Origin of the sequence: Winogradskyella rapida, assembly GCF_042675845.1 — a bacterium.
Lineage (GTDB): Bacteria > Bacteroidota > Bacteroidia > Flavobacteriales > Flavobacteriaceae > Winogradskyella > Winogradskyella rapida.
In genome coordinates this window covers 497,953-522,246 of sequence record NZ_JBHTKM010000063.1, presented here as the reverse complement: position 1 = coordinate 522,246, position 24,294 = coordinate 497,953, and the positions used below count along the sequence as shown (strand labels likewise).

The window sequence follows — 24,294 nt, the reverse complement described above, 5'->3', positions numbered from 1 at the left end:
TGGGTTTGTTTTTTAAAATTAATTAAATCTGTTTCGAGCAAAGATATACTTGATTAGAATTTTAATTGTTTAACATAGGGTTGTATTCAGTTAAAGACCTATTGTCTATTTAAAGCGTCATTCTTAACTAAACAACTTAGGCATTTACCACACTCATTATTGTCCGTAGGTTGGTAACAACTAATTGTTTCTTCAAGATTAACATTAATTTTTTTTGCTAAACGAACTACTTCTTTTTTAGAAAGATTGATTAGTGGAGCATGTATTTTAGTTTTTGAAGTGCCTGAAATAGTATTTATTTGTGATAAAAACGTAGAAGTACAATCCCAAAAATTAATAGAATCATCATTATTAAAAGCAACGTAAATATCATTAATGTTTTTAGTTTCAGCTAAGCTAAGTGCTAAACTTAAAAAGACTAAATTTCTATAGGGAACATAAGCATTTTCCTGTCCTTCAGGTTTTATTCCATTTTCATAAGTAGATAATTTCTCATTGTTATTTACAAGAGCGGAACTGGAAAATAGTTGACTGTCTAGTTGAATTGTTCTATGTTCGAGTACATTATACTTTTTTGCATTTTCCTTAGCATATTCAAGTTCTATTGCATGTTTTTGTTCATAAAAAAAACTAATAGCAATAACCTCTTTTCCTTCTGCTTTTAACTTAGCTAATAGAGTAGTTGAGTCAATACCACCACTTAACAATAAGATTACTTTATTTTTTTGCATTATATTTTTTGTATTGATTTTTCCAAGTAGTAGAAATTTCGGGTTTACTTACGGACGCCTTTTCATGTCTAGGAATAAAATTCCCTTGATTTACGCCATAATCAGTGAAGTTTCCACAGTATTTACAAAAATCATTTAATAGTTTATATATTGATTCATCAACTTCTACTAATTTTTTTACACCTAGATTTTTTTCAAAAACTCGGTCTATTCCACCTGCTACACCACAAGGATAATAACCTAGCTGATTTAGTCCAATACCACAATATGAAGTAACCCAGCAACCTTTACTATATTCTTGATAAGACAAGCTCTTATTGTCTATTGGAGCATCATTAAATGGAGAGAAGTAAGGAACTACTCTTTCATCCTTAAACGAAGCATAGTCAATTATTAGGTTTTTATGCTGAGGTAGTTGTTTTAACTTAGCTTGAACAATATCTCCAAACCCATTACTAGTCACTTGAAGAATAGTTTCTGGTGAATAGGGAATTATATAATTATTTAAAATTGAATTTACAATTTCAATGAAATCTCTATGAATAGTTGGCTCTCCGCCTAATAGATTAATAAGTTCCCATTTTTTATTTAATGTAGTAGATTCTTGTATAAATTCTTGAATTTGAATTAAAGACATTCCTTCTTTTATGGGAGCTTGCGTTGAAGATCTATTACAGTTTATACATTTTAAATTACACTCATAAGTAATGTCAATTTCAATCTTTTTTAGGTTTGGTAAAAACGTTTTTCTACCAAAGAAAACATCTTGAGGTGATTTTGCTTTTTTTGAAAGTACCTCATTAATAATTTCATTTTTTCTCTTTTTAACTTTTGGTGTATTTATTGTAGTTCTATCATGTAAAATATTAAAATGATTAATCCATATTGGATTAGAAGACATCTCTACTATTGGAACCATATACGTATAATCTGTACAATGTTCTGGAAATACCATTTTTTGACTAAATCTTTTAGATAATAAAATATCATCTAATTGATGTTTTTGATTTTTAATTTTTAGGTCTTCAAAACCTAAGGAATCATATAAATACTTTTTAAAGCTTCTAATATGTTGCCAAACATTGCCACCATACAATCTAGGGTTGGTGAAATTAGGAGTGTACTTGTAATGCGCATGTAACTTATCAGTTCTATACATTTTACCAACTACTACATCTGCATTATTATAATTGTACTTTTCATAAAGGTTTTTTAACGCATTTTTTCCAATTAATGAATCATCTGCATCAATTATAGTAACAATAGAGTCTTGATTACTCATAAAGTAATGAATCGCTTTATAAGTATTATGTGCAACTCCCATTTGGAACTTATTATTGATAAAAGTGATTCTATTTTTATAAGGCTTAATAAGTTCTTTAATAAAATAAGAAATACCATTTTCAGATTGGTCATCTATTAATATAAGTCCCCAATCTTGGTAAGATTGGCTCACTAAAGAATACCAATATCTTAGAAATCGAGATAAACTAATATCTCTGAAAGAAGACACAATTACTAATTTTTCATTACGTTTAGGACTAGTCCAATCATAATAAGAATCTATTAGATCAAATTGATTAATTTGTGTTTTAGGGATTTCTAGTTGTTCTGTTCTATCTATTTTGGTGAACCAAACATCTTTATCTTTTTTCTTAAAATTTGGAGGATGAATAAAAAAAGATTTCGAAGAACCTCCTCTAATAGAGCATACGTTTGTCTCTTTTTGTTTCAATTCTAAAGAGCGATACCAACTAAATTTAAGGTTGTTCTGAAAAATTTCATTTGGTAGTGGTAATGTTTTATGTAAACGTTCTCTGTTTAATAGGCAAAACCTAACTTCTGGAACAAAACCACCGTTTTCAAAACCAAAGTAAGGTGTAAAACCTGTGGATTTGCCTTTATAGATATTAAAACCTACTGAAACCACATTTTCATTAGTCTCTATTTCAGAAATCATATCTTCTAAAAAAGAATGCTTTTTGTCTAACCTTCCAATAATAGCATCGCAATCTAACTGAAGTATATAATCATTTTTAGCAATTTCGAAAGCATATAATTGGGAAGTAACAGGAACACCTTTGTAGGTGTGTGAGGCATAAGATTTTAGATCGAAATACTTTTCATTAGTCTCTGTAGTAGATTCATTATTTGGAATAATGTAATCATCTATAATTCCTTGCTTTTTTAATTTTGTAACCTCTGTAATTAAGTCATTCCAAGTATTATGATTATTGTATTCTCTTAAAAAATTTGATTCTCGATTATCTAATGTAATAATTTTTTCATCAAAGATATTAGGCGAAGCAATTTGTTTAGTAATGTGTTTTACAGCCTGATAAATTATTTCAGAGTCTTGGACACAAGCCTTTATAATTAAAGAAACTTTATGTTTGGGTTGAATTAATTTAGAGATAGTTAATACTATTTTCTCAGGTTTAAAATAGTTTTTAGAACACAGATTAATATTTTCAAAGTCTATGTGGTCTAAGTGAAAATTTTGGTTCACTAAATTATAAAATAAAGAGTCAATGTCTAGGTCGTTAGAATATGGTATTGAAAACCTAATGTTTTTATCAAAATCTAATTGTTGTAAAGCATTATTTAAGTTGTTAAAATGTGGAACGTCTTTTAGTAAAACTCGATTTGATTTGAGAACCTCATTACTTTCTTTAAAAACTATTTTTGAAAACAACTTATTTATAAAAGTCTGCAAACCATTTAATTCAATAAGGTCAAAATTATTGATAGCACTCCTACAGAGTTTATTTATAAAAATTGAGCTCACTGTATTGTATTTACAGTAAATAAATGCTCTTGTTGCCATATTTAAAAACAAGTTGTCTGTAAACTTATCTGGTTCATAGTCAATCCATTTTAAATGCCCATTTACTCTTATGAAGTTATCTGGTTTTATATCTTGAAATATTAGTCTTCTTTGCCAACATTCTACTAAAAAGTCTTGAATTTCATCATATTCAAAAGCTTTACACGGTTCACTTTTCTCGTAAGGGTAAACCAATATTAATGTGTTTTCATCTAACTCTATGAAGTTTAAAATAGGGTAGAAGAAGCTAGAATTATCAAATAAATGTAATTTAGATTTAAAAGCATTGAGCATGTGTCTTTTATAACTCAAACCTTCAATGTTATCTAATAAAAAGACTTTGTACACCAATTGGTTATTGTGAAAAACAACTGAAGTCATGCCCTCTCCAAGAAGATGATACTCTTGTTCAGAATGATTTTTTAATATGTTATGAGCTGTAATTTGTCTTGATGTCATTCTTTTATCTGATTTATAAAATATTGATATAAATCTTCTCTACTTTTATAATAACTATTATTTGTTAGGTTGTCTTCCGTTACATTACCTTCTAATGAATAGACACAATAAATAAAATCTTCAGCAACTTTAATGTTAAGGTCTTTCTTTTTTAGAAGTAGCATTGTAGTAAGCCAATGGTCTTCTGCACTTTTTTTTGAAGGATATTTTATAGAAACAGTAGGTTTAAAAAACGTGTTACATGATGGAAGCTCTGCTTTAGAGATACCAATGCTCATGTTATATAGTCTAGACTTTAAATAGTTGTTATCAAGTAATTCTTTATTTGCAACATTGGCGTTTTCAAGAATAATATTGTTTTTTTCTTGCTTATTACCGGCTAGTAAAGCATCAAAATTTGAGCTATCAAACTCTTTCTCTATTGTAGATAAAACCAAGTCGTTATACAAATAATCATCACAATCTAAACGACCAATTAAAACACAATTAGGAAAATGGTCTCTAGTGTAATTTAACAGATGATTTCTTGTTAGATAAGATAATCCAAAGTCTACATTTAAGACTTTGATGTTACTGTGTTTTGAGTAGTTTTCTAAAATTGTAGAGGAGCTGTCTGTAGAGTTGTCATTTGCTATTAATAGAACTACTTCACGTTTAACATGAGTCTGAATGAGTACAGATTCAATAGCTCTTTCAAGTGTTTTTTCACCATTTTTAAGTGGCATATTTATAATTATCTGTTCTTTCATTAGGCTTTAGAATATTCATAATTAAAATATTTATTAGCTCTTATTAAAGAGTTCTGAAAATCGAATTCTGAAAATTGATTCTTGTATTTGGCATAAAACAAATCCAGCCCTTTTTGTTTTAAAGGAAGGTTGTTGTTTACTTTTTTCTTGTTGTGATTGTAATGTAAAACACCAACTTCTTTAATAACAGAAATAGTGTCTAAGGATTTTATATTTTCTAAGAATCGTATCATTAAATCCCTGTCAGTGGTATTCGGTAGTGATTCATCAAAACCATTAATAACTATTAAGCATTTTGTTTTAAAAAACATATTACTTCCTTGTACTCCAGGATTACCAAGAAAGAAATTTAGAGGCGTAAGTTTTTTGAGACTTAAAGGAAAACTAATAATGGTGTTATCTTGATTACGCCATTCTAAGCTCTGAAAAACGGCTAACGTGTCATCTTTAATTTCTGATAAACATGCAGACAAATGATTTGGTAAGTATTCATCATCATCATCTAAAATGGAGATAAAACCATCTTTATTTAAAGTATAAGTATGCTTAATTCCTGTATTCCATGCTCCAGTTCCAGAGTTAAATTTAACACCTTTATTTCTTATTATATCTGTAGAAAAATAATGGGTAGAAAGATTAAGTTTTCTTCTTAAATTATTAATTTTAGTTTTTATAATAAAAAATTCTTCTTCGTTTTCATTATCATCTACAATAAGTATATTAATTAATTCAGGATTTACGTTTTCCTGTTTATAAACAGAATATAAGCTTCTTTTTATAAGCCAATTAGTGCGTTTCATTGATGTTGCAATCAGAATTGTAGTTTGTGGCATCTCAATAGTTGTTACATTTCAAGTCTATCTTTAATATATATATTAAACAAGTAGTTAATTTCGAAGCATTAAACTTTCGGTTAAGTATAAATTTTGACACGGGCCAAAACGATTGAGTTTAATATTATTATACTTGTTTTTTTTATATGCATTGTTAGCACCAGGATTATTTAATTTTCAATAGTCTCTTCCACCAAAGAACCTTATTTCTGGTAGGTTCTTCTGTTTTTTTATCTTGTGTTTGTAATGTGTGAGGAACGAAATTAACATTGTTATTATCTGTTATCTCACTATGAGTTTCTAATTTAGCCATCTTAGCACTAATTATTTTTCCTTTTTCAGCTCGTATTGTAAATATTGCCTTTTCTCCTTTTTGATTAAATAACATTGCGTATTGATTACTATTATTATCAGTAACCAAATCATATTCGACTTGAATTTTATTATTTTTAAGAGTTCTTAACTTTCCAGAAAAATACTCAATGTATTCCTCTCTTGAGGATAAGGTGTCAAATACCCAATCTGAAAAATAATTAAAGTTTTCGTCTATGTAAGGCTCAATAATACTTGCATCTCGTGACTTCCAAGCTTTTTTGAACAATAGTAATAAGTCGTTGTGAGTTAGGTTTTTATCGTAAACTCTATTTGTGTTTTCTACATCTAAGGATTTGAATTTTAAATTTACGATATATGGATTAACTCCATCTTTTGAGCCATTTTCACCTATTTTAACTTTTTTCCAACCCCCTTTATTAAACTCCCAGAAAGTAATGACTGCTAGTCTACTGTAATAATTATTATTTGTGTAACATTTAGCAACTCTTTTTAACTTTTCAAAATCTATTTCATCACTATTGTCAACTCTTACATAAACAGCAATATTCTTATGTGATTTAATTATAAAATTTGGATTGTTATTAATGTGATAATTTAAATCCGATAAATAGGTATTAGTTTCTAAATATTCATTTCCTATTATGTTTATTGCAAATTTTGTGAGTTCTTCTAAACTAAACAATTCACCATTGAAAAGACCGTTGCCTCGGTAACCGAATAATTTGCATCTTCCAAATTCATCACGAATGATTTTCCCTCCGATTGAGTTTTGAAATTCTTCAGATTTTTTTAGTATATCAAATGTTGAATTGGGAGGTGAGCCTACATAGATCTTCTCACCTGTCTTATTATGGATAAATGTTGCAACACCGTTTTCTTCTGTAATTTTCTCAAGTTCATCTTCTGGATTTTGTATATAATTTGATTCGTAAATAGCTGTATCAGGAGTCCAACCGAATGGGACACACAAACCTTCAAAATTAAAAAATGAGTTTTCTTGGTTGTTGTTTTGTCTGAAGACTAAATAATTATCTGGATTGCCTGCAAAAAAATATTTCTTCCAACCAATAGAAAAATTCTCGTTAGATTTTGTAAATTCTTTGAAATTTATAAAATGTTTTTTTCTCTCAAATTCAAACCAGTTACATTTTGTTGTTGGTCCTGTTAACATATTTACCAAGATGATATCCTGGGCAAAGCCTAATTTGTCTTGATAAGTAAGTCCAACTTCATTTTCTAAAAAGCTAATGTATTGATAAGCATTTTGAGAATCCATAAAGCCAATTCTATAAATCAAGCCATCACTACAAAACGCGTTAGTAGTAATTGTTTCTAAAAACAACTTTCGCTTTTCAGGTTTTGTTATAAACGCTTCATCGTTAACAACTACATTAAAAGCTTCTATTAATACTGCCATTCTTGTTTGTTTATATTGGTGCTAAGTGCTAACGTGTTTGTGTATGACTTCGTTGCGAGATTTAAGTGCTAAATTAAGCTAATAAATCACAGATAGAAAGTCTGCTAGGACTTTCGCAAGTAAACCCGAACTAGCCATGAATTATACACGATCTTGTACGATGTGTTTTATTAATTAAATTTTCTTTTTTCTATTTCATTTTTAACAGCAATAATCATTGAAGGATTATATTTATGTCTTTCTTTAAAATAAATCGATAATAATTCTTCATTTGATTTTTTTGATGCTAAATCAGACCATTCTTTACTACCTTGTAATGCGATATTTTTTTGATTTTTTTTGTCTTCCTCAATTATTCTGTTTATTTCATTAAGTTTCAAGTTTCTTTTATTTTCTGAAATTTTATTTTCAGAAAATGTTGATTCAATATCTAATTTTAGGTTATAGTTCTTAAAATTTTGTTTGGATAGAATTTCTTGATGCTTACAAATAGCACAGATTATATTATACTCATTTCCAGTAGGTATAATTGGAATAAAAAATAGAGTAAGATATTTTTCCACACTTAATAATTCCCAGTTGGTATTATTCAAACATTTTGGGCACTCAAATTTGTCAACTGTACCTAATATTCTAGGTGTATTTTTGAATCCTACTATTATCATTTTTTATTTTTATTATTGGTTTGAAATCGTTTCTTAAATAGTGTATAACAATAACACATAACCTATTGCTTCTAATTTATTTTTAAATGTAATGCTTTTAGTTGAATAATCCTCTGGATTTTTGTTTTACAAAATGCGTAAAAGAAGTCGTGTCATTTTTGGACGGTTCTACACCTTAATTTGTTAGTGAAATAACGAGCTGCTTCCAAATGTTGGTTCATTCTATTTAAAGACTTAACCAATGACTCACCTTTGTTGTTCTAACGAAATACATGAGATGCTATGGGATAAAAAAACACTATTTACTTTGTAGACATCATGGAGTACCCCCGGAACCGTAGTGGTATTGGAGGAATTTCCTCAGTACAAAACGTTGCTTTAGGACGTATCGTTAGGGCTGTAATTTATAGATTTTTCAAGGATGAAAAGCGTCCGTATAATGAATCAAAGCATCTCTAATTGATGGTGATAAAATAGTCTAGAAAATGAAGCTTTACAATGGGTCTTATAGTCCTAATTGGATGTTATTATCGATGTCATGGCTAGCCTCTAACATAACCGTTTGATCTTTAAATACAATTACAATTCTATTTTGATTGAGTTCCTTCATCAGTTGTTCAGCAATAAAAAGAACCCCTTTTTTTAATAGTTGATGTTCTATTTGGAATTTAGGGTAATTAATAAAGCTCAACGTTACCGACGGTTCGTCTTGCCCTAGAAAGACGATATCACATAAAGTGAGCTTAACACTTAATAAAATTCGCTCTGTATCTCTTAACTTTTGCTGAGCGCGTACCAATTTATGCTTAAGGTCATTTAATGTCCAAGCATCATTAGAATAGCCTTTATTTAGACCAATTGTAATTTCTGCAGTAAAACTGGGAACAGTAACTTGATTTATTTCCATGTTATGGGGTTTTTAGGTTGTGTGTCTCTAAGGCTCTCAAAGCCTTAAAGACAAAAGGTGTTGATGTAATTAAAATTTAACTACTGGTTGTTCCGTAGATTGGTCTTTGGTCCAACTTTTTAAGGCACTAATATGAAATTTAAGCATCATTAAATTACGATTTTCGGTCACTGCAGCATAGCGCTCGCCTATATGTTTCACTTTAGTACTATCGCTATGCTTTGCGAGTTCTATAGTGATACTCTCCGTTATTTTTTTATCTATTTCCCTTTCAATCTCTGGAATAGATTTATTGGTGGTTTGAATGCCTAGATTATTTAAATAAGATACTACCGTTTTAAAGTCCGATTCTTTTGTTAGAACAACCGTTTTGGTGATAATCAGTTTTTGGGATTTTAATGCTTCTAATCTTTTCGCTTTTTTACCCTGTCTCAATTTTAGAAATTGACATAATTTTTTTAACATCATAGTTGTATTTTAATGACATCAAGTAAAAAATGGAAGTTGCACTTTAGTTTGACGCTGTGTCCTCATCTTTTGACCACCGTGGACTCTCGTCTCGGTTGGTATCTTATAAATAAGATTCTTGATGTTTGAATTATTTATGTAAAGGTAGTAAAATCTTTAATTTTTAATGAATTAGTCTTGGGTTTTTGAAAAAAAAATGAAATCCTTGTGAGCTGTCTTTCATTTTCCGGCGTTCTAAAATGAGCTGATCTATAGTAGACCATAGCGGGTTCATTCAACAAATAGCATTTTACAAGTCTATTAAGCTGCTATTTATCTTAAACAAGCTTACTTGTCCGTAGGGTTTACAAATAGGTTTTAGAGACTTTTAACTTTAAGGCGTCTTCAGAAGCCGCCAAAATAAAGATCTTGTAAGTCTTCCATGTCATACATGTTGTCTTTCCGTTCTGTATGGGTATGGAGGTAAAAGAAAAGGTTTTCTGGGAATCCTTGTCAGCGAGTGACAGCGTATAGGTGTTAAACGACCCTTCCTCTTGACCATTAATAGCAATTGAGCTTTCACCCACACAGGTCTCGTAGGTCATTTTAAGGTTTTCTATAACTGCGGTTTGCCCTAAATCTATAAACATGCTGTTTTCAAAGTCTAATGTTTCAACAACCAACTGCACGTCCTGCTTGTCCACTTTCAAAGAAAACGAATAGTTGAGATAGGCTTTTGGGTAGTTCGTTTTTATAGCATCTGCAGACGTCTCATAATACCATAGAAACGTCGTGTACGTGTTGTCGTTTTTTACAATATTTAATTGAAGTTGGATCTGTGGCGAATTCTGATCTATGGGTTCGGATTGTATAAAGAGATGGGCGGGGTCTAGAGTTAAATCTTTAAATGATGTCCTAGGATTCTTTCCGGTTTTTAAGGGGATAATTCTCATGTCTTTTTCAGATTGTGCATAGCTATTAATTTGAAGGCATAAGCATAAGACAATCCATAAATTCCTATTAAAAAGCATCATGAGAAATTTGTTTTCGTGTTAAAAAAGTTGATCAAATTTAAATAGCCTTATATAATACAGCATAGCCATGATGGCCAATACATGAATTCCAAAGCCTATGCTATTTATGATTTTTACATAGGTTTTATCCTCAAAACCTTTAATGGAGTACAGCGCAAAGCTTAAAATACAAGCTTCAAAACAGATTAACAATCCTTCGTAAATGGCAATATTATAAAGGTTGTTATTCCAACTCGTAATGGCCCAAAAAACAAAGCTAAGGACTACAAAAATAGCATTTACATAGGCTAGTGTCAGAGTTGTTTTTCGCCTTTTGTACCCTAGGATAAGGCCTACGAAATGGCCACATAAAACGATAATCAACAGGAGACTTAGGAGGCTATCAGTCATAACGATTTAGAGTTAGGATTTAAGGTGATGTGATATAATTTTTGAACCTCTTTTACAATAATCGTGTCTTTACTTTCATACAAAATATGAACGCCATTACCGTTGTTTGCATTTTTTGCTTTAAACCTTGTGGTCTTATCATGTAATGAAAGTTCAACGTAATTATAGCCATAAGGTGTATAACCGCCTACGTAGTGATTACCAGAAAATGAATTCCCTAAAACAACCTTACCAAAGGATTTTGGACTTTTCTCTAAATGCCATATCGGTTTTAGTGCCTTAAGCTGTGTTTGTTCTAAAAATGCTTTAAATGCATCACTGTGATCGTATGACGTGCAGAGCGCCACTGTTTTGTTTTTGTATTTTAAAACACTGACTTCAGGGGTTAATGGAAAAATTGAAACCAAATTTGTGTGTAATGCTTTAAGGCTTTCGGTTAGGTTTTTTTCTTCTTTTTTATAAATAACAGCCGTTAAACTATCTATATGTGCTTTCGTTTTATGTGTATAAACGGATTGTAATGAGTCTTTTATGTTAGCCCGTCCTCTAATTTTTAGGATTAAGGGTTTTACAAGTTCTTTTTTGAAATCGTTTTGCATAGACCTCTGGTAGACTTCATTTAATTCGGGTTGGTCGTGAGGCTTTATGGTGTAAAGCGTTCCGTCGTTACTCATATAACTAGGCGTATAGCCTGAAGGTTTATGGAGTTGTTTTATGACATTGAATTTTCGATCTAAAATGATCCAATTCCCATTTTCATCATTTGCAAAAACATGGTTTTGGTTGTATTTAATATTGGTTAAGGTATACGGAAATTCCGTTATGGAGATTTTGCTATTGGTATGCTCAGGAAAAACTGGAATTTCAGGGTATTTATCCTCCTCTGTTTGTTGGTATCCACAAGAATTAAACAAAAAAATAAAGAGTAGAGCGAGGAGTCTTAGGGGGTGCTTCATTGCGTAATTATTGCCGTGTTTGGTAAAAGGTATGTTGCACGATTAGAAAGCCAAGGTAGCGAAAAAAGGACCTTTGGAGTGGGAATGCCGCTAGAATTTTATTGGAGGCAATATTTAAGCAATGCCATAGCTAGACTGTTACAACTGTTATTGATTTGAAGGAAAGAGGCTATCGTGTAATGAGGGATAATCTCGTTTTAGATTTTCACATAAATCGGAATAAAACTTGTTCCATTCAGGTTCAGTCATTCTATTAGCCCGTTTTCCTGTTTTTACGGATATGGCAGAGCCTTTTCGCCATATTAAAGGTAAACCCACTTCTTTTTCCGCCTTCATTCTTCTAATTGTTGTCACTAACGCACCAACACCATTCGGGTTGATCGGAAACTCTTCATCTAATTTTTTTAATGCTTTTTTTATTTCAGCTTCACTCATCCTTGTTTTATGTTTTAAAGGTTTTTTAGGGGCTAATCGCTTATCGTTTACAACGTTTGGTGAAGGGGAAATACGTGGTAAACAACTAATTTAGTGAATAATGACTTGTTATGAAAATCCTTTAAGACTTTCTCGTTAAGTCGCTAAGATGGAACCTATCAATGCATGATGTTCTGCACTGGCTTCTCATCCATTAATTACTTTTTAAAATTTGGCTCCTGGCGTATTCTGTTTTGCATTTGTTTCCTTTATCATGTCCATACAAGGAAGGGCAAACTATGACAAATCAAAACCCTGGGATATAGCCCGCGATTTATGGCTTCTTTGCCTTTACGATAAAATTGATAATCGGTATAAAAATTAGAATTAAAGTAAAGGGTATAAACCAAAGACCCAGATCGTCTATAGGGTCATTTTTTAGGGTTTGGTAGGTTAATGCGCCAAAAATAAGGAGCACGGATAGTTTTAAATAGCGCAGCATCCGAGTTGCATTTTTATATTGAAACTCAGCATTACTTGGTGTTATGTCTACCGGATAATTATTATAAGTGTGCGGATATTTTGTTAAAAGCGTTAAACCAACACCTATTAACGTGGCTAAAACGGGAAGGAAAAATAGGGTCTTTTTGCTACCATAAGCATCTGCTTCTCCTTTGAGGTTATAATGCGTTACGATGGTTTCAGGTAGTTCTGAATACTGGGTGAGGGCCAACACCCACAAACCAAAAAGTAAAACCCAACTGATTAATTCTAGTATTTTATCGGTGGTACTTAATTGTAATTTTATTTTAGGTTTTTTATTCAAAGCTTGTTCTTTTTGAGACTATCGATTTTTTAGAGGTGAAAGCTATTTAGTGTATGGTTTTTTTTAAATTCTTTGGTGTGATTTCAAACTTCTATGAATTGCAGATTTCATTAAGAATACTGCCCATAGGTGGTATAGCGATGTAAATATAAAAATGTTAGTCTTAAAAGTAGTCACTATAAAAGTCAATAAAAAATGCTTTATAGATTGCATTTAAAAATACAAACCCAATAAAGCATTTCATAAGATTAGAATGATTTACAAAGCGCGCCCTGTTTATTTAGACATGGTTTTTAAGGCTGCGATGATCTCTTCAGGTTCTGAACGGGTTCTATAATCTACATTCACATAACGCCACGTAACGCTACCGTCACGGTCTAATATAAAAGTGGCCGGAATAGGAAGGACCTTGTTATTACCGTTATTAATTTGTTTTAAATCGAGATTACGGTCCACTTCCATATGCTTCAATAAAAATTCAGGAACCTCCCAAGCTACGCCATATTGAGACGCGACTTTAGCATCTTGGTCTGATAATACAGTAAAGTCCATAGCGCTGATGTCATTTGGGGTCATGGAGTCATCTGGAACTTCAGGACTTATGGCCACTAAAGTGGCACCAAGTTCGTGAATCTCATCTAATTTGGCTTGTAAGGCACGCAATTGCAGATTGCAATACGGACACCAACTGCCTCGATAAAAGGTAAGCACAACAGGTCCTTGACTTAATAAATCTGTGAGTTTTATAGCAGCTCCTAAAGGATTAGGAAGTTCAAAATTAGCTGCTTTTTCACCGATTTTAAGAGCGTGTTTTCCTAATTGAAAGGTCTTTGCCTCTTGGATAAGGGCATCAACACCTTTCATAAATTCAGGATTGTTTTTTTGGCCTAAGGCTATTTTAGCATCGGTCTGGTCTTTTAATTTTTGCATTTTTTTTAAGGGTATAGAGGGTTAGGGTATTTCTGGGTTGGGTTGTTTGATTTAAGCACTAAAGTTAGCGAATAAAAACCGATGAGAAAATCTGATCTCATTTTTTGTGGGAAGGCTAGGACGAGTAGTAAATAGGATATGGCGTTGGCATTAGTTTTTTATTCAATTTTATTAAAAATTAATCGCAAGCCATCTGCATTAAACCCAATTTCATCTTCTATTAACAATTGCTCCCTTGTGTTACTCAATGGAAATTTAGAGGTAATAGCATCAATTAATATTTGGTTTTTCATTACATTGATTACAAAATTGTAAATGCTATTTCTGGTAAAATTGAAGAAAATGAGTAAGGATAAATTAACCATTACTCATTATATTTTTCTATCAGTTTTCGTTGATTTTAAATTTGATAACGTGTTTGTATATGGTTTGTTGCGTGGTTAAGCAACTAAGTTAATAAATAAAAACCGAATAGAAAATCCGCGAGGATTTTTGTAAGTAGGCGAGAAGCCAGCAATAGATTATATACGGTGTTGGCAAATCGTTTTTCAATATTCCATATCAAATTCTCCATTTCTTATTTCTACAACTTCACCGTTTTCATCAACTACGTCATATTCAAAAGTTCCTGCTAGTATTCTGTTTTCTAAATCGTGAAAAAGAATTTCTAACCTTCCAACTTTTTCATGATTTGTAGAGTAGTTATAGAATATTCCTCCTGATAATTTTACGTATTTTCCGTAATTTGAATTTTGTTCATTATCAAGAATATAAATGTCTCCCTCTTGCACAGATTCAGGAACCACATCAATAATTGTCATACTAACTGAATGACGAATAAAATCAGGGCCACTATCGGTAAGTTCCACAGTTAAATATTCTTCGTTGTTCTCAGACGTAAATTTAACATCTGCTAAAGTTATAATTCCACCATAAGTTACTGTAGATCTGAGTATTATTCCATTAACTTGGCATCTTACTCCGCCTCTTCCATCAAATTTATTGTTCCCGCTGTCGTCACTAGAACAACTATATAACGTAATGATAATTAAGAATAGAATGTAAATCGTTTTTTTCATTTTAATTAAATTTATAATTAGTACATGTAGTTTCTCTTTAATGTTTGCCAACAACAGGCTATATCCTATCCCATATTTTCCATAAAAATAGACTTTTAATTTAAAAAATCTCTAGGATTTTTATTTTAGAGAAAAAAATCAAGGATTCCTTTTAAAAATAACAAGTTAACGGCTTATTTAGAGTGCCAAACTAAGATGTTTTGAAAATTTACGGCAAGAGCCTAACTTTATCTTAGATCAAGGGTGAGTTTGTGCAATTCGCTTTCTTCAATGATGCCGTTGAGGTTGCGGTCTATAAAGCAAACCAAGTACAGTTGGTCTAATTGGGTCGCTTCTATATTTATTTTCTGGTCTTTGTAGTGTAAGCCACTTATTTCAAATTCTAGTTTTGGGGTACGGCTAGAATCTGCAATACGATTTAATCTTTGGCTTGTGGCATCTTTAAACAAATAGTGATGCCCTTTTAGGTCCAAAAATAGGTAATCATAGCGTCCACTTCTACTAGAGGCAATTCCAGAACCTGGAGTTAAAAATGAAAAGTCTTGTTCAGACATTCCAAATGTTACGGTAGTTACCAAAGAATCATGAGAAAAGGCTGCAATTCGTGCAGCATGGAATATGCCGTTGGGTGAATCGGAAAGCTTATTAAAGAAGCGTATAGAAAAGGGTTTACGATCAATTTTTACAGTTTCTGAAACCTCCCGTACCACCGTTTCAACTCCGTTTTGATAAACCATAATGTCCGTTTCACGAGGTCTTAGATTTTTGGTTTTAAGGGCGCTAGACTTGCAAGATTGGGCCAAGAAAAGCACTAATACGATACGGAATACAAAAGTTAAAGACTTCATAGTAGAGGTAGGCTTAAAAGGAGAAAACAAAGTGTGTTATTTTTTACGGGTATTGTAATGTTCTATAGCGCGATTAATGGCTTCTTGGCTCATTTGGTTACCACAATAACGACAAATTTGGGCTTGCAGTTTAATAGATTCTTTGCACTTTTCGCATTGTTTTTTAGGGTCTATACCAAACCTCAACACTAAATAAGCAATCCATCCGGTCATAGGGTGAATGCCAAAAAGCATCCAGAGTTTAGAAACACCTTTAATTTTTGCCCATTTTAAACCAAACCAAATGGGAATAACCCATAAGATGATTAGTACTAAGACCACAATAGCAAAAGCAATGACGCCGTCATATTGGTTTTCCATCCTCTATAGTTTTCGCGCTTTGGCACTTGTATTTCGTAAATGACAAGCAGGGCCTATGCGTTATAATTTTAATTCAGCAGGTAATTTAGCGATTATAATACAAATAGAAAATTCTGAAGAATTTTTTGTGCAGGCCTTTATTTGTGATGGCCCTAGAACCTCGTTTTTAGTTAAAACAATTGGTTGCGCTGTGTTACGACCTAGTTTTACAGGGTTTGGTCTTATGGCGTGATAAGATAGGATAAAGCTTGACTTTAGGTATTAGCCTCAGACTTTCGTATTGCTTTGAACTAAAACGAAGATGATTTTAAAGAGGAGCGTGGGCTTTTTCTACTCTATTTTTATAAATGAACTTGAAATGCCATCATGGTTATTGTCAGCTATTTTAAGTTGATTACTATTGCTTATTTTTATAATTCCGTTTTTTACAAATCCTACATCTTGTTGTTCTATGGTTTCCAAAGTTATAAAACGTGCAGTCTCTCCACTATAAATAGAGGTTTCAAGGCTTAAGGCGTAGCTGCCATTAGCGATTTCAGTTCCATTTTCAGCGATTGAAAAATTATAAGTATCGGTTAAGGTGAGCTCTAATGCTTTTCCGGTGGTTTCAGGAGTTGCTTCAAAGTAAAAGAGGCCTCCAGCAGTTTGTGTCCATTGCCATGATCCTACCAAATCTGAATTGTTAATAGCGGTTTCATCATCAGTAGTACTACAAGAACTCAGCGCAAAAGTTAATACCAAGATACAAATAAGGTTTTTCATCGTTTCATTTATTACTTAGATGTCGAAATTTGATTTTGGTTGCGTTAAAAAGAGAATTAACTTTTTGGTTACAGGTTGTGGAGGGGTATAATGCTGAATTTATAGAATAAATAATAAATGGCCGATTTAAGAGGAATTGCCAAGTAGACAAGATCTAAATTGTCAAATTCAACCCTAGGAGATCTTACCTTGAGTATTAGTCATAAAATTTTTGAAGGTCGATTATTTCAAAGACATCCTTTTCAAGAATTTCTTTTCCGTTAAAATAGATATAGCGCCATTTTACTTGAGAGGTGTCGTTATCAATTTTAATGCTGGCAATAGGAGTTATAATCTTAACCCGCCTTTTGTTCGTGTGAATATAATTGATGTTTAAACGGTCAATCACTTCAAGCGATTGTCCATTATACCACAAGATGTCGTCCATAACAGTATAAAAATCATCTTCTCCATAGGCTTGTTTAAGTTCTTCAATTTGAATAGAATCGGGTGCAATGCCCACAACCGCATTATCACTAAGGGTTATTTCGAAAAAATCCTGATCCTTTTCTGTTTTACAAGACAAGACTAAAATGAGTAGCGTTAAGAGGGCTGTATATTTCATAGTTTCAATGGTTATAATGGATTGTAGGTATGGATTTGATGGGTTAATTTCTTGAGATGTAGCAAGGCCTAAGACGGTTTAGGATTAACAGTGTTGGTCAATTGTTTTTTATAATTTATAATCTGTCCGATAGTCATCACCAAGAAGCTCAAAACCCAAAGGTAATACCCCGTATCATAGCCTGTTATTTTTCCGTACTGGTTATGCGTGCCCATCACTATGTTATCCACAGCTAAAAATGAAATCCCTAAACCTAAAGCGATTACACTAAAATATAAAGCGGCTTTTCTATCGCTATAAGCCCATGACAGTAAGATGAATAGGTTGGCTAACCAAGAGATACCGGTATCAAAAACCGCATAAAAGCCAAAGATTAAGGTTAAATAGCCGTATTGTCCGTCTTCGTTATTTAATAGGAAGGCATTTTGGGTTAAGGCCATGCCATAGAGTATGATACTGGCATAATAGTAAGGGGTTGTAGGTTTTATTGTCATACTATTTTATAGTCTTACTACCATGCGTTTTAAAAGCCTAAAGATGAAAATTTAACTTGCATTTTAAGTTATCTAAGCCTATTCTTTACGCTAACATTAGGCCTGCCTAACTTTCCTTAAATGCGAATGAACGACAAACCTATTTAAGCCTAGCGATAGCAATTCAGCCAAATCTTTTTCAGCATAGAAAATAAAGATAATAGAATAATTTGAATACACTTCGGGATTTTAGACTTCCGAAATCTACCTGAACGCCTAAGGCTATAATTACAAGGCAAGATTCAGGTATTCTAAGATTGAAGTTTGAATAAAAATTAACCTCCAAATAACAACTACAAAAACCGTGTATAAGTGGTTATACACGGTTTTATAATGAAAAAGGCAATAAGGCTGAGCGTAATCCCTAGAATTAAAACGCGGCCCTAAAAGAGCACTTGTTAGTGCGCAATTTCTGTAACGGACTAAAAGAAACCTGAAGGCTAACTCTATAGGAATTCCTCTTAAGGTCTATCTAACAAATGCTCGTTTTTGTTGTCTTTTTTTATACATTTTATAATTTCAAATAATTGCAACTTCAGGGATTTATAGTCGCTTAAATAAGCTGTCATGGCCACAATAAGGTTACGATGCTCTTGGGCATAAGCCTTTTCTTCTTCAATTTGGTCAATTCCATCAACCATAATGCTGAGTTTACTTTCGTGGGTTTTAATGGCGTGTAATAAAGTCTGACTTTGCTTTTCAGATTGATTAATAGCGTCAATAATTTCTAAACTATCTGAAAAATCGCCATAAGCCACTAATTCCGAAGTAAATGTGGTAATCACATCTTCAAAAAAACGATGTTCGTCTTTTATAAAATTTAATTCGGATAACCATCCTTTTGAGGCCAAATGCATATCTTCTGCACTGAGCCATTTTACATACTGTAAGTCTTTTGCTGTCTCTTTCATCATCTTGTGTTTTAATTGGATATACAGGATGTAATCCCCTCAAAAAACATCCTGTTATCCAGGTTTGTATAAAACCAACTCAATATAAATAGGTTATCTAAGGTGGTGTTAGGTCTATGCGGAAAGCGGTTTAAATCCGATTAAGATGTTTCCATTATAATTCCTTAGTCAGGTTGTATTCTTAATCTGTTTCTATAGCCCAAAGTCATAGTAGCAAGCGCTTTGCTGAAATAGAATAACACTGTCCTTTTTTTATTAAAGGTCCTTATCTAACACTTCTAAGATAGTCTTTAACCCCTTGAAATAGAATGATAATTATCAGTTTTAAAGGCTTTTTTAAATTCTTATACGGAGGCTTTCTTCAAGTTTTGGGATGCTAACCTTCCAGTTATATTCGGCCTTAAGTTTTACCCTAAGCGCATCTAATGCTGTGGGTTCACCATGAATTAGAAACACCTCTTCAGGAATATTTTTAATCCCTTTAACCCATTGTAGTAAATCGTCTTGGTCTGCATGGGCCGAAAGGCTATCGATAGATTTTATAGTCGCTTTTACGGGGTAATACTTCCCAAAAAAACGAATTTCATGCGCGCCTTCTAAAAGTTGTCGTCCTCTGGTGCCTTCAGCTTGGTAGCCCACTAACAACACCGTGGTGCGCTCTTGGTCTATAAGTTGCTGTAAATAGGTAAGCACTCTACCACCGGTAACCATCCCGCTACCGGCAATGATAATTTTAGAGCGTGGGTTGTCAATGGTTTCCCAAGTTTCCTTATACGATTGAATAATGTGCATATGGTTGCACATAGCTTCATAGTCCGTCATGGCGAGTTTATGCCATTTCGGAAAGCGTTTAAAAACGTCTAATACATTATTCCCCATTGGGCTATCTATAAAAATAGGAATGTTAGTAATTTTACGCGCTTTATAGAGTTTCCATAGAATATACATCAGCGTTTGTAAACGTTCTACGGCAAAACTGGGAATGATGAGGTTGCCCTTCTTTTCTAAGGTTTCTGAAATAATTTCTGTTAACAGTGCTTCGACATTATCTTTAGGGTGTAGTTTGTTGCCGTAAGTGCTTTCCATAAAGAGGAAATCGGCCCATTCAGGATGTTTAGGATCGTTGAGTAAATAATCGTCTCTTCTTCCAACATCACCAGAAAAAACAAAGCGTTTAGCATTGATGTCTATTTCCACAAATGTAGACCCAATAATATGACCGTTGTACTGAAACCGGTATGAAATAAGATCGGTAAGCCGAAGCCAGGTGGCTTCAATTTCAACCTCAAATTGCCTAATGGTTTGCTCGGCTTGTTTTACCGTATAAAACGGAATGGCCGGCTGATGCTTGCTGTACTGCTCTTTATTCGCTTTTTTAGCCTCTTCTTCATGGATTTTAGCACTGTCTTTTAAAATGATTTCTGCAATGGCTAAGGTAGGCGCCGTCCCTTTAATCTTTCCTTTAAATCCTTGTTGCACCAATCGCGGTAAATACCCAACGTGGTCTAAATGCCCGTGGGTTAAAATCACCACATCAATGGCAGCCACATCAATAGGAAGGGGTTTCCAATTGCGTTCGCGGAGGGCTTTTAAGCCTTGAAACATCCCGCAATCAATCAGGATATTCTGCTCGGAGGTTTCAATGAGGAATTTAGAGCCTGTTACAACTCTGGCTGCGCCTAAAAAATGGATGTCTACATAATTCTCCATGCTGATAAAGTGTTAAAGGCATAAGTGTGTTATTTCGTTTAAAATTTTGGTTTTACGTGGCTCTGAGATTCCTAAATGATCCAGGTAAAATTTATCGTTAATCAAATCTTTACAAAGCACAATAGTCCGGCTAAGTAAAAACTGTTTTTCTCTTTGGCTCAATAGGGTAGAAACCGTAATAGGGTATAAGCCTAAGCGATCAATTCTATCTTTTAAGCCGTTATTTTTTGGGTAATCCCAACTTAATAAATACAAGCCGCAGCATTTGCCGTATTGCAAAGCATCTTTAGTAAACCGCGTATTAGTAACCACCCAACCTTTCATTAACCGACTTTTCTGAGGTGCTATTTTAGGCCAATTGGCTTTTATATCTTGAAATCTAGAATGGATGTAAAGCGGAATTTTCACATTGCATTTAGGGCCTTGTTCACTGTGAAATTTACACTCAATCACCGTAGTTTCATCACTTTTAGTCGCCGTAATATCCACCTCGTGCGAGACGCATTTTCCTTTTAAAATCTGACCAATTTTAGTCCTGTAGCCAGAAAAATCTAAAATGGCACTTACAAAACGTTCAAACGGAAAACCGGTGGGCCCAAGTTCGTAAATGGCTTTCTTTAATTTGTATTTTGAAGCCAAATGACTTTTGTTCTTTTTAAGAAGGGCAAAGGCTCTGTTATAGATTTCTCGAGTTGAAATATTGGGGTAGAGTTCTTCATTAACCTGAGCAATAATAGTTTCTATGAGGGCCGTGTCCGCACCGGTATGGGCCAAAGAGTTTCGTAGTTTGTCGACTGAAAATAGCGCTTTTTCACCTGAAGATTTAATAATATGAAGCTCTGAAGTACTCATGGTTCAAGGAATATAGGGTTAGACTTAAAAAATGGTTTTACACTTTTTAAGCGTGGTATGCAAAAGCTTTTAAGGCGGTTTAAAGCCTAAGTTAACTTGGTTTAATACCTGTAATCGTGTATCACGAGAATCGGTACTTTAGAATGAAATGAAATGGTTTTGACTAAAGGTCGTGTTAAAATGCTTCCAAAAAAACTGTGTTTTTTATTAATAAAAGCCACCATATCACTGGTTCTACTTTCAACAAAAACATTTAAAGCCGTTTCTAACTTATGGTTTTCTAAAAAATGAAAAGTGTAAGATGTGTCTTCTAAAATGTCTTCTAATAAGGCTTTATTTTCACTCTGGTTTTTATCTAGTGTTGCCGATTTAGAAAGGTGTAATACCGCAATAGTTGCTAATGATTTTTTTGCAATTTGAATAAGTACACGTAATTCTCGACTTTTAAAAAAGGTTTTAAAATCGGTAGGAAAAACAATTTCTTTGGGCATCACCGTTTTAGCATGCAGCGGCACAACAATGACGGGGCAGCTTCTTATTTTCTCCATCACGTAGGTGGCTGTACTTCCAAATACATTGGTGTCCGAATAATTTTCACCACGAGTGCCCATGACAATCATTTCAATATCTTTCTGCTCTACAACGTCTTTAATGGCGTCTAGGGTGTTATTAAATACCGATATGGTTTTAAAATTGTGTTTCGGGTTCTTGTCTTCGGTTAGTACAATTCTGCCGTAAAATTCGGCTAAACCATTGGACGATTCTAATTTTCGGGTTTCGTACCATTCTCCTCCAAGTTCTGAGTTTATAAGTCCTTCTATAATATTTCCTTGAATAGAAAAAACATTAAGGAGGTAAAAGTCCGTGCGTTCATGTTTAAACAACTCAATAGCGTAGCGAAATGCTTTTATAGCATTTTGAGAAAAATCTGTCGGCACTAGAATTTTATGTCGCATTGGTGAGGGAGTTGAACTTGTTTTCTATAAAAATAATGAATTATTATCTATAACTTGCTGATATATGTCATTTTAAGTGCTTAATAATTAAAACAGGAACCACCGGTCGATCTCCAATTTTTGTCACCACAGGTTCTCGAGTTAACTTTGAAAGCATAGAATGTTCGTTTTTAAAGAGCACTAAAATTTGAATGCCTAAAGTTTCAATAAAGCTGTTTATTTCTTCCGTTTTACTCGCATAATCGGGCATCCAATGAAAACTGCAGGGATAATTAAGCAATTGATGCTCTAAAAGGCTGAGGTGATGTTCTTGCTGCGGACTTAACTGTTCTTCCGTGTTGATATGAACAATACGTATTTTAGAATTATGGATCTCGGCAAGTTGTATTAAAGGCTTTAGTTCCGCCCCATAAACCCTATTAAAATCGGTAGGAAAGGCGATTTGTAAAGGCGACTCAAACTCAAAATTTTCAGGGATAATTAATATTGGGCACTGGTCAATGGCGTTAATCATTTTTTGAGTGAGACTCCCAAAGAGTTTTCTCGTGGTGGTGTTGGCGCCTTTGGTGCCCATAATGATAAAATCGGCACAATAATTTTCAATGGCCCTATTCAGGGCCTCTTCTAAAGGCGCTTTACTTAAAATAATCTCGAAGTTATGGTTGGCATTCGCGTCAGAATTTTCAGCCATATCTTTTAAATCTGTAAGTTCTGCTAAACAGGATTTCGAGGTTCTAGATGAATTTTGAGCCGTGCTGTGTAAAAAATAAAACTTACAATGCACTTCTGTAAATAATTTTAAAGCATAGACAACGGCATTCCATGCATTATCCGAAAAATCTGTTGGGAAAATAATATTTGTAGTCATGATTTCTAGGAATTAAAAGGGTTGATCAGGCCAACTTATAACGCAGATGGCAATACTAAAAAGGGAACGTTTAAATGGAATCCAATTTGATGTAGGGTCTTTTTGAAAAATAAATTTTCAAAAAACGAGTGCTTGTTATTAATCATTACAAGGAGATCGATTTTATGTTTAACCTGAAATTCGTTAATAGCTTTCGGAATTTCATTATGTTGTATATCGTGATATAAATACGCCTGATTTTTAAATTGCGCGGCTAAAGTGGCTTTGTTCTGTTCTTGTTTCTCGGTAAGCTCATACCCCGTAGAGACATGCATTACATTTAATCGGGCATGGTTTTTTGTAACGATATGTTTTAAGACTTGAAGGGGTACAGCTTCATAATTAAGCTCTAAATCCGTTGGAAATAATAACTCGTGAGGCGCTTCAAACGTAAACTGAGAAGGAATGGCCAAAATAGGACAATTAATCGCATTAAACAGATGAACGGTATTAGAGCCAAAAAGGACTTCTTTAGCCCCTGTGGCGCCTTTGGTTCCCATAATAATGAGATCAATATTTAAATCTTCAACAGCAGTTTTTATGCCAGCGTGTACGGTATCAAACTTAGAATAGGTTTTAAATTCATGTCCTTCATGAAGGTTTAATGTCGTTTTTATTTTAGTTAAGGTTTCTTCCAAGTGACGTTTAGAGGTATCTCTTACGGCATCAACTAAACCAAATTGTTCAGGATAACCAACAACATATTCTAAATGGTAAATAATTGGCGTGTACACATTCAAAATGTGAAACGTACAGGCTTCATCTTTAAATAATTGTACGGCGTAAGTAATCGCGTTCCAAGCATTTTTTGAAAAATCGGTGGGTAAAAGAATCTGTCTCATGATCTTATG

Annotated in this window: 27 protein-coding genes and 1 riboswitch; all 27 genes read right to left on the bottom strand. The window is 33.1% G+C overall.

Annotated features, from left to right (window positions below; translation table 11 throughout):
* Window positions 1-98: 98 nt before the first annotated feature.
* Window positions 99-731, bottom strand: a complete 633-nt coding sequence (gene queC / locus ACFQ13_RS09720; protein WP_386116746.1) for a 7-cyano-7-deazaguanine synthase QueC — start codon at window positions 729-731, stop codon at window positions 99-101.
* Window positions 718-4,017: a glycosyltransferase gene (locus tag ACFQ13_RS09715; RefSeq protein WP_386116743.1), complete on the bottom strand. Its 3,300-nt coding sequence runs from the start codon at window positions 4,015-4,017 to the stop codon at window positions 718-720. The genes queC and ACFQ13_RS09715 overlap by 14 nt, the downstream gene beginning before the upstream one ends.
* The gene (locus ACFQ13_RS09710; RefSeq protein WP_386116740.1) at window positions 4,014-4,766 is read right to left on the bottom strand and encodes a glycosyltransferase family 2 protein; all 753 of its coding nucleotides are present in this window, start codon (window positions 4,764-4,766) and stop codon (window positions 4,014-4,016) included. The genes ACFQ13_RS09715 and ACFQ13_RS09710 overlap by 4 nt, the downstream gene beginning before the upstream one ends.
* A complete protein-coding gene (locus ACFQ13_RS09705) occupies window positions 4,766-5,599 on the bottom strand; it encodes a glycosyltransferase (protein WP_386116737.1) in 834 nt (277 codons plus the stop codon). Before ACFQ13_RS09705 ends, ACFQ13_RS09710 begins: the two co-directional genes overlap by 1 nt.
* Before the next feature lie 166 nt (window positions 5,600-5,765).
* Complete coding sequence (locus ACFQ13_RS09700; protein ID WP_386116734.1) at window positions 5,766-7,352, bottom strand: hypothetical protein; 1,587 nt, start codon at window positions 7,350-7,352, stop codon at window positions 5,766-5,768.
* A gap of 170 nt (window positions 7,353-7,522) precedes the next feature.
* On the bottom strand, window positions 7,523-8,017 hold the full coding sequence (locus ACFQ13_RS09695) for a zinc-ribbon domain-containing protein (protein WP_386116731.1): 495 nt from the start codon (window positions 8,015-8,017) through the stop codon (window positions 7,523-7,525).
* A gap of 505 nt (window positions 8,018-8,522) precedes the next feature.
* Complete coding sequence (locus tag ACFQ13_RS09690; RefSeq protein ID WP_386116728.1) at window positions 8,523-8,924, bottom strand: hypothetical protein; 402 nt, start codon at window positions 8,922-8,924, stop codon at window positions 8,523-8,525.
* 69 nt (window positions 8,925-8,993) lie between these two features.
* Complete coding sequence (locus ACFQ13_RS09685) at window positions 8,994-9,392, bottom strand: hypothetical protein (protein ID WP_386116725.1); 399 nt, start codon at window positions 9,390-9,392, stop codon at window positions 8,994-8,996.
* 34 nt (window positions 9,393-9,426) lie between these two features.
* Window positions 9,427-9,522, bottom strand: a riboswitch (SAM-I-IV-variant riboswitch).
* A gap of 214 nt (window positions 9,523-9,736) precedes the next feature.
* Entirely contained in the window at window positions 9,737-10,405 is a 669-nt protein-coding gene (locus tag ACFQ13_RS09680; protein WP_386116722.1) for a hypothetical protein, read from the bottom strand.
* A gap of 18 nt (window positions 10,406-10,423) precedes the next feature.
* Window positions 10,424-10,795 (bottom strand): hypothetical protein, encoded by a 372-nt coding sequence (locus tag ACFQ13_RS09675; protein WP_386116720.1) that lies wholly within the window; start codon window positions 10,793-10,795, stop codon window positions 10,424-10,426.
* Window positions 10,792-11,751 (bottom strand): hypothetical protein, encoded by a 960-nt coding sequence (locus ACFQ13_RS09670; RefSeq protein ID WP_386116717.1) that lies wholly within the window; start codon window positions 11,749-11,751, stop codon window positions 10,792-10,794. Before ACFQ13_RS09670 ends, ACFQ13_RS09675 begins: the two co-directional genes overlap by 4 nt.
* 147 nt (window positions 11,752-11,898) lie before the next feature.
* A complete protein-coding gene (locus ACFQ13_RS09665; protein ID WP_386116715.1) occupies window positions 11,899-12,186 on the bottom strand; it encodes a hypothetical protein in 288 nt (95 codons plus the stop codon).
* Window positions 12,187-12,499: 313 nt separating this feature from the next.
* Window positions 12,500-12,991 carry a DUF1648 domain-containing protein gene (locus tag ACFQ13_RS09660; RefSeq protein ID WP_386116713.1) on the bottom strand — a complete coding sequence of 164 codons (492 nt, stop codon included), beginning with the start codon at window positions 12,989-12,991 and terminating at the stop codon, window positions 12,500-12,502.
* A 276-nt stretch (window positions 12,992-13,267) separates the two neighbouring features.
* Window positions 13,268-13,921, bottom strand: a complete 654-nt coding sequence (locus ACFQ13_RS09655) for a peroxiredoxin-like family protein (RefSeq protein WP_386116710.1) — start codon at window positions 13,919-13,921, stop codon at window positions 13,268-13,270.
* A gap of 158 nt (window positions 13,922-14,079) precedes the next feature.
* Window positions 14,080-14,214, bottom strand: a complete 135-nt coding sequence (locus tag ACFQ13_RS09650; RefSeq protein ID WP_386116709.1) for a hypothetical protein — start codon at window positions 14,212-14,214, stop codon at window positions 14,080-14,082.
* Between the two features lie 255 nt (window positions 14,215-14,469).
* Window positions 14,470-15,000, bottom strand: coding sequence for a hypothetical protein (locus ACFQ13_RS09645; RefSeq protein ID WP_386116707.1), 531 nt, complete (start codon window positions 14,998-15,000; stop codon window positions 14,470-14,472).
* 227 nt (window positions 15,001-15,227) lie between these two features.
* The gene (locus tag ACFQ13_RS09640) at window positions 15,228-15,848 is read right to left on the bottom strand and encodes a hypothetical protein (protein ID WP_386116705.1); all 621 of its coding nucleotides are present in this window, start codon (window positions 15,846-15,848) and stop codon (window positions 15,228-15,230) included.
* 36 nt (window positions 15,849-15,884) lie between these two features.
* Window positions 15,885-16,208 carry a hypothetical protein gene (locus tag ACFQ13_RS09635; RefSeq protein WP_386116703.1) on the bottom strand — a complete coding sequence of 108 codons (324 nt, stop codon included), beginning with the start codon at window positions 16,206-16,208 and terminating at the stop codon, window positions 15,885-15,887.
* A gap of 330 nt (window positions 16,209-16,538) precedes the next feature.
* Window positions 16,539-16,970, bottom strand: coding sequence for a hypothetical protein (locus ACFQ13_RS09630; RefSeq protein ID WP_386116700.1), 432 nt, complete (start codon window positions 16,968-16,970; stop codon window positions 16,539-16,541).
* A 196-nt stretch (window positions 16,971-17,166) separates the two neighbouring features.
* Window positions 17,167-17,574 carry a hypothetical protein gene (locus tag ACFQ13_RS09625; RefSeq protein ID WP_386116697.1) on the bottom strand — a complete coding sequence of 136 codons (408 nt, stop codon included), beginning with the start codon at window positions 17,572-17,574 and terminating at the stop codon, window positions 17,167-17,169.
* 68 nt (window positions 17,575-17,642) lie between these two features.
* Window positions 17,643-18,068, bottom strand: a complete 426-nt coding sequence (locus tag ACFQ13_RS09620; RefSeq protein WP_386116695.1) for a hypothetical protein — start codon at window positions 18,066-18,068, stop codon at window positions 17,643-17,645.
* A 500-nt stretch (window positions 18,069-18,568) separates the two neighbouring features.
* Window positions 18,569-19,021 (bottom strand): hypothetical protein, encoded by a 453-nt coding sequence (locus ACFQ13_RS09615; RefSeq protein ID WP_386116692.1) that lies wholly within the window; start codon window positions 19,019-19,021, stop codon window positions 18,569-18,571.
* Between the two features lie 333 nt (window positions 19,022-19,354).
* Window positions 19,355-20,728, bottom strand: coding sequence for an MBL fold metallo-hydrolase RNA specificity domain-containing protein (locus tag ACFQ13_RS09610; RefSeq protein WP_386116690.1), 1,374 nt, complete (start codon window positions 20,726-20,728; stop codon window positions 19,355-19,357).
* Window positions 20,729-20,740: 12 nt separating this feature from the next.
* A complete protein-coding gene (locus tag ACFQ13_RS09605; RefSeq protein ID WP_386116687.1) occupies window positions 20,741-21,580 on the bottom strand; it encodes an ATPase in 840 nt (279 codons plus the stop codon).
* Window positions 21,581-21,681: 101 nt separating this feature from the next.
* The gene (locus ACFQ13_RS09600; protein WP_386116684.1) at window positions 21,682-22,536 is read right to left on the bottom strand and encodes a universal stress protein; all 855 of its coding nucleotides are present in this window, start codon (window positions 22,534-22,536) and stop codon (window positions 21,682-21,684) included.
* A gap of 67 nt (window positions 22,537-22,603) precedes the next feature.
* On the bottom strand, window positions 22,604-23,404 hold the full coding sequence (locus tag ACFQ13_RS09595) for a universal stress protein (RefSeq protein WP_386116681.1): 801 nt from the start codon (window positions 23,402-23,404) through the stop codon (window positions 22,604-22,606).
* A gap of 35 nt (window positions 23,405-23,439) precedes the next feature.
* Window positions 23,440-24,285, bottom strand: coding sequence for a universal stress protein (locus tag ACFQ13_RS09590; protein WP_386116678.1), 846 nt, complete (start codon window positions 24,283-24,285; stop codon window positions 23,440-23,442).
* Window positions 24,286-24,294: the final 9 nt, after the last annotated feature.